The following is an 11672-nucleotide window of genomic DNA, read 5'->3' on the forward strand; positions in this document are numbered from 1 at the left end:
CGCCCGCGGCGCGGACGGCGTCGGCGGCGGCGACCGCGGCGCCCAGCGCGGCCCGGAACAGCAGGGAGCCGGTGCTGACCCGGGCGACACCGGCCAGGCCCAACTCGGTCAGCCCGGGCCCGCCCGGCTGGTAGAGCGCGTTCACCGGCGCGTCGAGCCGGTCGGTGAGCACACGCAGCGTCGCCTCGTCGACGGTGCCCGGCACGAAGATCCCGTCCGCGCCGGCCGCCCGGTAGGCGCGGGCGCGGGCGAGGGCCTGCGGCAGCGGGTCGGCCACTGGAAGCCACCACGTGTCGGTACGCGCGTTGACGAACAGGTCCGGCACCGCCGCCTTCACCGCCGCGACCTTGTCGGCGACGCACTCGGGTTCGGCCAGGGTGCCGTCCGCGCGCCCGTCCTCCAGGTTGATCCCGACCACGCCGAGCCCGGCCAACTCCGTTACGTACCCGGCGACCTCCGCCGGGTCGTCGCTGAACCCGGCCTCCACGTCCACGCTGACCAGCACCGGCAGCCGAGCCAGCCGGCGGGCCAGGGCCAGGGTCTCCGCCGCGGTGGCCGCCGCGCCGTCGGGAAGGCCGGCGGTCGCGGCGACGCCGAGGCTGGTGGTGCCGATCGCCGGATGGCCGCGCGCGGCGAGCGCCGCCGCTGAGGCGTGGTCCCAGGCGTTGGGCAGCAGCAGGGGACGGCCGACGCGGTGCAGGGCGTGGAACGCGGCACGACGTTCGATCATCGGACGCTCACCTCCAGGTTCGTCGGGACGCGCAGGGTCGGGTGCGGCTCGTGGCGCAGCGGGCATCGGCCAGCAGGGCCGCCAGCTCGGCCATTGCGCGCCCGTCGGTGCCAACGCTCATCGGTCCAGTCTAGGGAGCGGGCGTCCCACGCTCTTTACAACGTTGTATCCAACGTTGTAAAGAACGGAGGGCACACCGCCCACTCCCCCCAGGCAGGTCCACATGCGACATCTCCGCCGTGGTAGCGCGGTCGCCGCCGTACTCGGTCTGATCCTGGCCGCGCCCCCGTCCGCGTCCGGCGCCGCACCGGACAGCTCGCCGCGCTACCGCAACCCGGTCTCCGCAACCGTCGGCGACACGTTCGCGGACCCGGCCATCGTCCGCGGCGACGACGGCCTCTGGTACGCCTACGGCACCACCGACCCCCTGCGCGAGGGCGAGCACGCGTTCCACCGCGTGCCCACCGCCCGCTCGGCCGACCTGGTCCACTGGACGTACGTCGGTGACGCGTTCGGCCCGGACCAGCGCCCGCCGTACGCGGCGCCCGGGGCTGCGTTCTGGGCACCGGACGTGCGCCGCCTCGGCGACCGGTGGGTCATGTACGTGACGGTCACCGACACCACCGTCTCCGCCGAGGGCAGCGACTACGCCATCGGCGCGGCCACCGCCCCCACCCCGACCGGTCCGTGGACCTTCGCCCCCGAGCCGGTCGTCGCCGCGCGCCCCGGCGGTGGCGGCGGCTACCTGTGGACCATCGACCCCAGCCAGTTCACCGACGTCGACGGACGCAGCTACCTCTACCACGGCAGCTACTACGGCGGCATCTCGGTCACCGAACTCAGCCCGGACGGGCTGACCGCCGTCGGCGCACCGACTCAGGTGGCGGTCGACAACAAGTTCGAGGGTAGCTACGTGCTGCGCCACGACGGGTGGTACTACCTCTTCGCGTCCACCGCGAACTGCTGCGCCGGCCCGGCCACCGGCTACTCCGTCCAGGTCGGACGGGCGCGTAGCCCGCGTGGTCCGTTCACCGACCGCGAGGGGATCGCGCTGACCGCGTCCCGGGCCGGCGGTACGCCGGTGCTCACCCAGAACGGCAACCGCTGGATCGGCACCGGGCACAACGGGTTCCTCACCGACCTGTCCGGCCAGGACTGGATCGTCTACCACGCCATCGACCGTGCCGACCCGTACCTCGACGAGCCGTTCGGGATCAACGAACGCCCGATGCTGCTGGACCGGCTCGACTGGATCGACGGCTGGCCGACGGTGAACGCGGGCGCCGGCCCGTCCGACGGCGCCCGACCCGCACCGGTCACGACCGGTCGGGTCGACGAGAGGTTCGACACCCACCCGGCTCGCCGGCTGGCGCCAGGCCGGCCAGTGGCGGGTCACCGACGGTCGGCTCGCCGGCAGCGGCACGCTCACCAGCCGTACCACCGTCGGCGGCGACGTGCGCGCGGAGGCCGACCTGCGGCTGACCGGCGCGGCCAACGCCGGGCTCGTCGTCGGCGACCGGGTCGAGGTCCGGGTGGACGCCACCGGTGGCCGGCTCGTCGCCAGCGACGGCCGCCGTCGGGCCACCACGTCGCTGCCCGCCGGGCTCGACCTGACCGACCGACACAACCTGGCCATCGAGGTACGCGGCAGGCAGCTCATCGCCGAGCTGAGCCCCGCCCGTCTCGGCGACCAGCTCGCCGTGGTGTCGCTGCGGCTGGACCGCCCGGTCGCCGGCCGAGCCGGGCTGAGCACCACCGGTGGCTCGGCCGAGTTCGACAACGTCAGCGTCGCGCGGCTGTACCAGCCGGCGAAACGGGCGGCGCCCGAGCCGCGGGTCGGCGTGCCACTGCCGGCGTACTCCGACGAGTTCGACGACGGGCTGGACGACGGCTGGCAGTGGGTACGCGAGGACCCGGCGACCACCGTGGCCGGTGGCGCACTGCGCTGGCCGGTGCAGGCCGCCGATCTGACCGGCACGGGAAACACGGCGGGCGTGCTGCTGCGCGACGCCCCGCGCGGCGACTACGTCGCGGAGACGAAGGTGACGCTGGACCTGGGCGAGGAGACGGTCCGGAACTACCAGCAGGCGGGGCTCGTCGCCTACGTGGACGACGACCGCTTCGCACGGTTGACGCAGGTGGCGATTTGGAACACCCGGCAGGTCGAGTACGGCTACGAGGTGCCCTTCGCCGGCCAGCCGGTCTACGGCGGCAGCATCGTCGGCACCCCGGCCACCACCACGTGGCTACGGCTTGCGCACCACGTCGACCCGGCCACCGGAGAACACGAGTACCGGGCCGGGTCCAGCCGCGACGGTCGTAGCTGGACCTGGGGTGCGGTGTGGGCCTTCCCGGCCGACACCACTCCCCGGATCGGGCTGGTCGCGCACGGCGGCGCCGAACCGGCGGTCACCGCGCGGTTCGACTACCTGCGTTTCTACCGCTGACGAGGTGGGGCGGAGACGCTAGCCGAGCGCGGTCACCGTCCGGTCCGTGCCGTCGTAGCTGCGGGCGGCGACGAACGCTCCCGTCGGGCGCTGCCCACCGGCGACGGCGCGGGCCAACCGCAGGTCCGCGTCACGGAACCGCAGGGCCAGGCTCAGGTGCGGCACCCACGCCCCCGGGGCGTGCCACGCACGGTGCCCGTCGGCCTCGGCGAGAACGTCCCAGGCGGCGGCGTGCAGCGCGGTCAGGGCCGGCGTCGGCCGTACGAGCCAGACCAGCGGGGCGCTGCCGTCCAGGACGACGACCCGGTCGAGCGCGACCGGCACCGGCAGCGCGGCGTCGAACAGCTCGGCCAGCCGGTGCTCAACCCCGGGTGGGAACTCGTCGACGGCGCCGAGGGTCAGGTGCGGCCGGTTGGTCGGGTGGGTGTTGCGGGCAAGGCTGGGAAGCCCCGCAGCCGCCAACCGGCCCCAGACCGCCCGCACCGCGACGTCCAGCCCGGGCGAGCAGACCAGTTCCACCGTACGCACCCGGACACGCTAGCGGGAACGGCTACCTTCCGCCGCCAGTCCCGAGGGGGCGGACGGTCAGCACTTTCCCCCGAACTTGCGCGGATCTTGAGGCGGCGTACGGGCACCCAACGCGCTCTTGTGCCGGTCGCCGCAGCGGGCCGGACGGCGTGATGAAAAGCTTGACCCATGAGTTCCGCACCTGCACAGCACGACGCACCGACCGACATCATCCCCGACGGCACCGACGAGGCGAACGCCTTCACGGAGCTCGGGCTGCGCGCCGAACTGCTGGGCGCCCTGGCCGCCCTCGGTTACGAGGAGCCGACCCCCATCCAGCGGGAGGCGATCCCGCCGCTGCTCGACGGCCGGGACCTGTTGGGTCAGGCCGCCACCGGCACCGGTAAGACGGCGGCGTTCGCGCTGCCGTTGCTGCACCGGATGGTGGCGCACCGCGACGGCGGGGACCCGGTCGCGCTGGTGCTGGTGCCGACGCGGGAGCTGGCGGTGCAGGTGTCCGAGGCGTTCCACCGCTACGGCAAGGACCTGGGCGCGCGGGTGTTGCCGATCTACGGTGGGCAGCCGATCGGGCGGCAGCTGCGGGCACTCGACAGTGGGGTGGACGTGGTGGTGGCCACCCCGGGGCGGGCCCTGGACCACATCGCGCGGGGCACCCTGCGACTCGGTGGCCTGGCCACGGTGGTGCTCGACGAGGCCGACGAGATGCTCGACATGGGCTTCGCCGAGGACATCGAGGCGATCCTGGAGCACGCCCCGGCGCAGCGTCAGACGGTGCTCTTCTCGGCCACCATGCCGTCACGGATCGACGGGATGGCCCGCCAGCACCTGCGCGAGCCGGTCCGGATCGAGATCGGCCGCGAGCAGACGGTCGCCGGCGAGGCGCCCCGGGTGCGGCAGAGCGCGTACATCGTGACGCGGGCGCACAAGCCGGCCGCGCTGGGCCGGGTGCTGGACGTGGAGTCGCCGACCGCCGCCATCGTCTTCTGCCGCAGCCGCGAGGAGGTGGACCGGCTGACCGAGACGATGAACGGCCGGGGCTACCGCTCCGAGGCGCTGCACGGCGGGATGAGCCAGGAGCAGCGGGACCGGGTGATGGGCCGGCTGCGGGCGGGCACCGCCGACCTGCTGGTGGCCACCGACGTGGCGGCCCGTGGCCTGGACGTCGAGCAGCTCACCCACGTGGTCAACTACGACGTGCCGTCGGCGCCGGAGTCGTACGTGCACCGGATCGGGCGGGTCGGTCGGGCCGGCCGGGAGGGTGTGGCGATCACCCTCGCCGAGCCGCGCGAGCACCGGATGCTGAAGACCATCGAGCGGGTGACCGGCCAGCGGATCACGATCGACAAGATTCCCACCGTGGCGGACATGCGGACGCGCCGGCTGGAGCTGACCCGGGCGGCGCTGCGGGAGAGCCTGCTCGAGGACGACCTGGACCCGTTCCGGGTGATCGTGGAGACGCTGACCGACGAGTTCGACCTGATGGAGGTCGCGCTCGCCGCGGTGAAGCTGGCGCACGAGGTGACGTCCCCGGGTTCGGACGACGAGGAGGAGATCCCCCAGGCCCCGGTGCGCGGCCCGGGCGAGGGTCGGCCGGAGACCGGTGGCCGGGGTGGCGATCGGCGCGGCGGCGGCCGGCCGCGCCCGGGTGGCGGCAACACCGTCCAGGTCTTCGTCGGCCTGGGCCGGCGCGCCGGGGTGCGCCCGCAGGATCTGGTCGGCGCGATCACCGGGGAGACCGGGATCCGCGGCCGGGACATCGGCTCGATCGAGATCGCGGACCGGTTCTCGCTGGTGGAGGTGCCGCAGGGGGTGGCCGACGAGGTGATTTCCGGGTTGCGCTCCAGCACCATCAAGGGCCGCAAGGCCACGGTTCGTCGGGACCGCGGCGGCGAGGGGCGCTGAGCGCGCCCGCCGGCGACCGCCGGGGTACGACGGTCGCCGGCGCGTCAGGCTCAGAAGGAGTACGGGCCGAACCGGCCCCACGCCACCGCGGCGGCGAGGACAAGCAGCACCGCGCAGGTGATCGCGCCCTGGACCTCCAGCTTGCGTCGGTCCCCGGTGTGCGTCTTCATGTCCCGCCGGTGCACGCCGATGGCGCCGATCATGACGATGACCAGGCCGACCGCGGCGAGCGGGGTGAGCACGGTGGCGATGCCGGTCAGCGCCGGCAGCACGAGCCCGACGGCGGCCAGCACCTCGACCGCGCCGAGGGCCTTGACCTGGGTCGGCGGGACCGGGTCGACCCAGCCCATCCGGTCGCGCAGCTTCTGCTTGGGCTGGGTCAGTTTGGCCAGACCGGCTCCGGCGAAGATGGCGGCGAGCAGGATCTGGATGACCCAGAGCACGACGTTCACGGGGGATTCCTCCAGGGGGACCGCCTCGCGGCGGAGAGGTCGTCGAGGGTTCGAGCCGCACAGTAGTCCCCCATGCGCGTACATCAACGACCCCCGCCGTCGGAAGACGGCGGGGGTCATTGTGCTCGCAGCGTCAGACCGTGAAGAGCGCCGGACCGTCGAGCGTCTCGACGTCGGCCGGGCGCAGCGCCAGGGCGAGCACGTCGGCCACGTCGGCCAGGGTGTGCACGGTCAGCGCCTCGCGCACCTCGGTCGGCAGGTCGTCCAGGTCCGGCTCGTTACGCGCCGGGATGATCACCTCGGTGAGGCCGGCCCGGTGCGCGGCGAGCAGCTTCTGCTTCACCCCACCGATCGGCAGCACCCGTCCGGAGAGCGTCACCTCGCCGGTCATCCCGAACTCGGGCCGGACCGGACGCCCGGTGACCAGCGACGCCAGGGCCGTCACCATGGTGATGCCGGCGCTCGGGCCGTCCTTGGGCACCGCGCCCGCCGGGACGTGCAGGTGGATGCGGCGTCCGGCCAGCGCGTTCGGGTCGATGCCGAGCCGACGCCCGTTGGAGCGCAGGTACGACAGGGCGATGTGCGCCGACTCCTTCATCACGTCGCCGAGCTGGCCGGTCAGGGTCAGCCCCGGCTCGCCCTCCATGCTGGTCGCCTCGATGAACAGCACGTCCCCGCCGGCGCCGGTGACGGCGAGGCCGGTGGCCACACCGGGCACCGCGGTGCGCTCGGCCGACTCCGGGGTGAACTTCGGTCGACCCAGGTAGCCGGTGAGGTTGTCGGTGTCGACGCGTACCGGCGACGGGTCGGTCGCCAGGGTCACCGCCACCTTGCGCAGGATCTTGGCCAGGGCCCGTTCGAGCTGCCGTACGCCGGCCTCCCGGGTGTACTCCCCCGCGATCAGCGCGAGCGCCTCGTCGGCGACGCTGACCTCGTCGGCGGTCAGCCCGGCCCGCTCCCGCTGCCGGGGCAGCAGGTGGTCACGGGCGATGGCGACCTTCTCGTCCTCGGTGTACCCGTCCAGGGTGACCAGCTCCATCCGGTCCAGCAGCGGGCCGGGGATGGTCTCCACCACGTTGGCGGTGGCCAGGAACAGCACGTCGGACAGGTCCAGGTCGACCTCCAGGTAGTGGTCCCGGAAGGTGTGGTTCTGGGCCGGGTCGAGCACCTCCAGCAGGGCGGCGGCCGGGTCACCGGCGTAGCCGGCGGCCAGCTTGTCCACCTCGTCGAGGAGCACGACCGGGTTCATCGAGCCGGCCTCGCGCAGCGCGCGGACGATCCGGCCGGGCAGCGCGCCCACGTAGGTGCGCCGGTGACCGCGGATCTCCGCCTCGTCGCGGACGCCGCCGAGGGAGACCCGGACGAAGTTGCGCCCGAGCGCCCGGGCGACGGACTCGCCGAGGCTGGTCTTGCCCACTCCGGGAGGACCGGCGAGGGCGAGCACCGCGCCGGAGCCGCGACCGCCGACCACGCCGAGGTTGCGCTCGGCGCGGCGGTTGCGCACCGCCAGGTACTCCAGGATGCGGTCCTTCACGTCGGCCAGGCCGGCGTGGTCGGCGTCGAGCACCGCCCGGGCCGCGGCCAGGTCGGTGTTGTCCTGGGTACGCGTACCCCACGGCATCTCGAGCACGGTGTCCAGCCAGGTGCGGATCCAACCCGCCTCCGGGGAGGCGTCACTGGCCCGCTCCAACTTGCCGACCTCGCGCAGGGCCGCCTCGCGGACCTTCTCCGGCAGCTCGGCGCTCTCCACCCGGCTGCGGTAGTCCGCCGAGCCGTCCGGCTCGTCCTCGCCCAGCTCCTTGCGGATCGCGGCGAGCTGCTGGCGCAGCAGGAACTCCCGCTGGGACTTCTCCAGCCCCTCGCGGACGTCGCTGTTGATCTGCTCGGTGACCTCCTGCTCGGCCAGGTAGTCCTTCACCCAGCCGACCAGCAGCTCCAGCCGGGCGGTGACGTCCGGCGCGGCGAGCAGGTCGGTCTTCTGTTCCAGGGTCAGCCAGGGCGCGTAGCCGGCCGAGTCGGCCAGCTCGGACAGGTCGGTCATCCGCTCCACCGCGTCGATGACCTGCCAGGCCCCCCGCTGCTGGAGCACGGAGGTCACCAGGGCGCGGTACTCGCGGGCGAGTTCCCGGGCGCGCCCGGCGGGAGCGGGTTCGTCGAGTTCGGTCGCCTCCACCCAGAGTGCGGCGCCGGGGCCGGGCACGCCGGAGCCGATCCGGGCCCGGGACAGGCCACGGACGACGGCGGCGGGCTCACCATCGGGCAGCCGGCCGACCTTTTCGATGGTGGCGACCACGCCGACCGGACCGTACTCGCCGTCGATACGCGGCACGACCAGCAGCTTGCGGTCGCCGGTCGCCCGGGCCGCGTCGATCGCGGCCTGGGTGGTCGGGTCGAGGGTCACCGGGATGACCATGCCGGGCAGCAGCACGGCGTCGGTCAGGGGAAGTACCGGAAGAGTTGCCATCGAACACCTGCTATCGCGTTGAGTTGAGCGTGTCTCACTCAAGTAACAAAGCGTTCCCCTTGTTCCAGGCTGTGACCCAGACCACTCTTCCGACCTGGTCCGTCGGGCCGCCCGGACCGGCGGGCGACCCGACGAGACGCCTCAGGTGAGCTTGTTCTTGACCGTGTTCACGACCGAGCCGGCCACACCCGGGTTGGTGCCGTACAGGCGCGGATCCCCCGGAGGCAGCACCGGCTCCGGGGCGTTCGCCCGCGGACTGTCGCCGTACCGGAACTCGCCCTTGCCATCCGGAGTGGGCCCGGACGCCCAGCGCCCCTCGGAGGCGTCGGTGCCCGAGGAGAAGCTCAGGTAGGCGTAACCGAACTCCTCGGTGAACTCGCCGGAGTCCGGGAACGCCTCCGGCACCGGCATGTCCTCCAGCCCGTCCTCCTTGAGCTGCTCGATCGCCGCCAGCCACATGTTCTGGTGCATGGTGTCGCGGGCCAGCAGGAAGCGCAGCATCTGCTTGACGCCGGGATCGTCGGTCATGTTGAACAACCGCGCGACCTGGAGGCGACCCTGCGCCTCCGCGGTCACGTTGAGCTGAAAGTCGGCCAGCAGGTTCCCGCTGGCGGTGATGAACGCGCCATTCCACGGCACCCCGTTGGAGTCGGCGGGCAACGCGCCGCCACCGGAGTGGATGAAGTGCGCAGGGTTCGACCCGGCGTAGATCGCGGCACCGCCCGGGTTGTCGGCGACGCCCTCGGACAACGACAACGGCGCGTTGTCCAACAGCCGGGTGATCATCGTGACGATCATCTCGACGTGGCCCACCTCCTCGGTGCCGACGTCGAGCAGCAGGTCCTTGTACTTGCCGGGCAGCCGGCAGTTCCAGCCCTGGAACAGGTACTGGTTGGCGACCGTCATCTCGCCCCACTTGCCGCCCAGAACCTCCTGCAACCGGCGGGCGAAAGCGGCGTCCGGACCGTCCGGCTTGGCCTCGAACTGCAGGTCCTTGACATGGCTGAACATCTGACCTCCTCGGAACCGGAAAAGCTGGTACCGGGGACTATCCCCACGCCGGTGACCCCGCCGGGCCAACCCGTGTCCCGCTGGGGTCAGCACAATCGTTGGCCAGCGGCAGCACCACCTCCAACGCCACACCGCGCGGCCGCAACCGGTGCGCCCGCAGTGCTCCCCCGTCCGCCGCCACCAACTGCCGCACGATCCACAGCCCGAGCCCGGACATCCCGGCGCCGGGCGCCGGCCGGCGCAGCGCGGCCAGCAGGGCGTCGTCCACCCGCCCCTCGTCGGTGACCAGGATGCTCAGCCCGGGGCCGCGCAGCGCCGCGTAGAGCCCGACCTGCCCCTCCACCGGCCCGTGCCGCAGGGCGTTCTCCACCAGGTTCACCAGCACCTGCCGGGTGCGACCGGCCGGAACCGGGCAGGAGCCGGCGCTGCGGGTGGCCCGCGCCCGCCGACGCCCGACCGGCACCAACCCGGCGGCTTCACGCAGGATCCCGGCCAGCGGCACGGTCGGCTCCGGCCGCGGGGGCGACACCAGCGCACCGGTGCCGGCGGTCGCGTCGCGCAACAGGCTCTGCAGATGGGCGGCCTGATCGCGGGCCAACTCGGTGATGGCCCGCCGGTCGGCGCCGGTCAGGTCCCGGCGTTCGTCCGCGAGGGTCCGGGTCAGCGAGGTCAGAGTGCTGATCGGGGTACGGAACTCGTGGCACAACACGCGCAGCAGCAGCTCGGGGTCGACCTCCGGCGGCACCGTCCCGGTTGGGCCGGACCCGCTCCGGAACACCCCACGCAGCAGGCCCCGTACCCCCTGACGTTCGCGCATCCACCCGACTCCCCTCGTTCGGTGCGTGGCCGCATGATCGGTACCCGGTGGGGAACGGCGCAGACATGCCGGACGGCTCCACCATTCGAATCGCGGTCGTGGACGATCACCCCCTCTTCGTCCGTGGCCTGGAGCTGCTGCTCCCGGTGACCAGCGACGGCCGCGCCGAGGTGGTCGGCTCGACCGGCGACGCCGCCGCCGCGGCGGGCCTGGTCAACCGCTGCCACCCCGATCTCGTCCTGGTCGACCTGCACATGCCACCGCCCGGTGGCGTCCGGGCGGTGTCGGCGATCCGGCGGACCACCCCCCAGGCACGGGTGGTCGCGATGTCCGGTTCCACCGACCCGACACCAGCTTTGGAGGCGCTGCGGGCCGGCGCCGAGGGATATCTGCCCAAGACCAGCGAGCCGGAGGAACTGCTGCCCCCGCTGCTGGCCATCCTCGACGGCTGGGCGGTACTGCCTGCGGAACTGCTCCGTGTCCTGCTGCGTCCCCCGCACCCCACACCGGTCGACCTCGACGGCGAGGAGCGCCGACTGCTGCGCGCGATAGCCGCCGGCCGCAACACCGTCGATATCGCCGAGGAACTGCACGTCTCGGAGCGGACGGTGAAACGGATGACCGCCGCGCTTCTGCGCAAGCTGCGGGTGTCCAACCGCGCCGAGGCGGCCGCCGTGGCCGGTCAGGCCGGTCTGCTCGGCGAATGAGCCGCCCCCGGCTCGCGATTCGGCGTCGATTCGCGGTTATCCCCGTCACCGAATCGCGACGCGCCGAAATGAAAGCGACGCATATTGTTGCGGTTTCCCCGGGTAGTAGGTCAGACTTTGGACACATCCCGCCACACACAGGGAGTAATCGGCAATGGCGAGAAAAGTAATCACGGTCCTGACCGACGACCTCGACGGCGGGAAGGCCGACCGGACGGTCGAGTTCAGTCTCGACGGCGTGGCCTACACGATCGACGTCTCGGACGAGAATGCCGGCGTCCTGCGCAAGGCGCTGGACCCGTACATCAATGCGGGTCGGCGCATCGGGCGCGGCGCCGTGGAGAACACCCGGACCGTTCGGCGGCCAGGCCGGCCCAGCGGCGCCGGAATGGATCGGGAGCAGAACCGGGCCATCCGGGAATGGGCCGTCAAGAACGGATACAAGATTTCCGAGCGAGCCGGATCCCGGTCGAGGTGGTCGAGGCTTACAAGAGCCGCTGACTGGACGACACACAGACGGGGTCGCGCCGGAAACGGCGCGGCCCCGTCGTATTGTTCAGGCGCTCGAACGACGGTGGCGGCCGGTCACCCCGGGCTGTCGCCCCGGGGTGACC

The 11672-nt window shown here is 72.9% G+C and carries 9 protein-coding genes and 2 pseudogenes; 5 read left to right on the plus strand and 6 right to left on the minus strand.

The genetic code is table 11. The features are described 5' to 3' along the window. The coding region (locus tag JNW91_RS25175) for an isocitrate lyase/PEP mutase family protein (RefSeq protein ID WP_203177872.1) at nt 1-730 on the minus strand (730 nt) is incomplete at its 3' end. A gap of 223 nt (nt 731-953) precedes the next feature. Here JNW91_RS25175 and JNW91_RS33715 point away from each other — a divergent pair. Continuing rightward, nucleotides 954-1937, plus strand: a pseudogene (locus JNW91_RS33715) (family 43 glycosylhydrolase); the annotation flags it as partial. 247 nt (nt 1938-2184) lie between these two features. Next, the gene (locus JNW91_RS33720) at nt 2185-3177 is read left to right on the plus strand and encodes a DUF1349 domain-containing protein (protein ID WP_309244479.1); all 993 of its coding nucleotides are present in this window, start codon (nt 2185-2187) and stop codon (nt 3175-3177) included. Between the two features lie 18 nt (nt 3178-3195). Here JNW91_RS33720 and JNW91_RS25185 read toward each other — a convergent pair whose 3' ends face one another. Then, nucleotides 3196-3705: a 2'-5' RNA ligase family protein gene (locus tag JNW91_RS25185; protein ID WP_203177873.1), complete on the minus strand. Its 510-nt coding sequence runs from the start codon at nt 3703-3705 to the stop codon at nt 3196-3198. A gap of 168 nt (nt 3706-3873) precedes the next feature. Between JNW91_RS25185 and JNW91_RS25190 the strand changes: the two genes are divergently transcribed. Next, the gene (locus tag JNW91_RS25190; RefSeq protein WP_203177874.1) at nt 3874-5607 is read left to right on the plus strand and encodes a DEAD/DEAH box helicase; all 1734 of its coding nucleotides are present in this window, start codon (nt 3874-3876) and stop codon (nt 5605-5607) included. A 50-nt stretch (nt 5608-5657) separates the two neighbouring features. Here JNW91_RS25190 and JNW91_RS25195 read toward each other — a convergent pair whose 3' ends face one another. The 4 genes from JNW91_RS25195 to JNW91_RS25210 all read right to left on the minus strand — a co-directional run bounded on the left by JNW91_RS25195 (nt 5658) and on the right by JNW91_RS25210 (nt 10351). After that, nucleotides 5658-6059 carry a DoxX family protein gene (locus JNW91_RS25195; protein ID WP_203177875.1) on the minus strand — a complete coding sequence of 134 codons (402 nt, stop codon included), beginning with the start codon at nt 6057-6059 and terminating at the stop codon, nt 5658-5660. A gap of 133 nt (nt 6060-6192) precedes the next feature. Beyond that, on the minus strand, nt 6193-8523 hold the full coding sequence (gene lon / locus JNW91_RS25200) for an endopeptidase La (RefSeq protein ID WP_203177876.1): 2331 nt from the start codon (nt 8521-8523) through the stop codon (nt 6193-6195). Between the two features lie 141 nt (nt 8524-8664). After that, nucleotides 8665-9534: a manganese catalase family protein gene (locus JNW91_RS25205; RefSeq protein ID WP_203177877.1), complete on the minus strand. Its 870-nt coding sequence runs from the start codon at nt 9532-9534 to the stop codon at nt 8665-8667. A gap of 37 nt (nt 9535-9571) precedes the next feature. Then, nucleotides 9572-10351 (minus strand): sensor histidine kinase, encoded by a 780-nt coding sequence (locus tag JNW91_RS25210; RefSeq protein ID WP_203177878.1) that lies wholly within the window; start codon nt 10349-10351, stop codon nt 9572-9574. Nucleotides 10352-10449: 98 nt separating this feature from the next. Here JNW91_RS25210 and JNW91_RS25215 point away from each other — a divergent pair, with 98 nt between their 5' ends. Continuing rightward, the gene (locus tag JNW91_RS25215) at nt 10450-11058 is read left to right on the plus strand and encodes a response regulator transcription factor (protein WP_309244480.1); all 609 of its coding nucleotides are present in this window, start codon (nt 10450-10452) and stop codon (nt 11056-11058) included. Nucleotides 11059-11212: 154 nt separating this feature from the next. Beyond that, nucleotides 11213-11559: pseudogene (locus JNW91_RS25220) on the plus strand (histone-like nucleoid-structuring protein Lsr2). Nucleotides 11560-11672 lie beyond the last annotated feature (113 nt).

This window comes from Micromonospora parastrephiae, assembly GCF_016802865.1.
GTDB classification, from domain to species: domain Bacteria; phylum Actinomycetota; class Actinomycetes; order Mycobacteriales; family Micromonosporaceae; genus Micromonospora; species Micromonospora parastrephiae.

Excerpts from the sequence above, each read along its gene's own strand:
- JNW91_RS25190 (WP_203177874.1), top strand. The coding sequence starts at position 3,874 with ATGAGTTCCGCACCTGCACAGCACGACGCACCGACCGACATCATCCCC.
- lon (WP_203177876.1), bottom strand. The coding sequence starts at position 8,523 with ATGGCAACTCTTCCGGTACTTCCCCTGACCGACGCCGTGCTGCTGCCC.
- JNW91_RS25205 (WP_203177877.1), bottom strand. The coding sequence starts at position 9,534 with ATGTTCAGCCATGTCAAGGACCTGCAGTTCGAGGCCAAGCCGGACGGT.
- JNW91_RS25210 (WP_203177878.1), bottom strand. The coding sequence starts at position 10,351 with ATGCGCGAACGTCAGGGGGTACGGGGCCTGCTGCGTGGGGTGTTCCGG.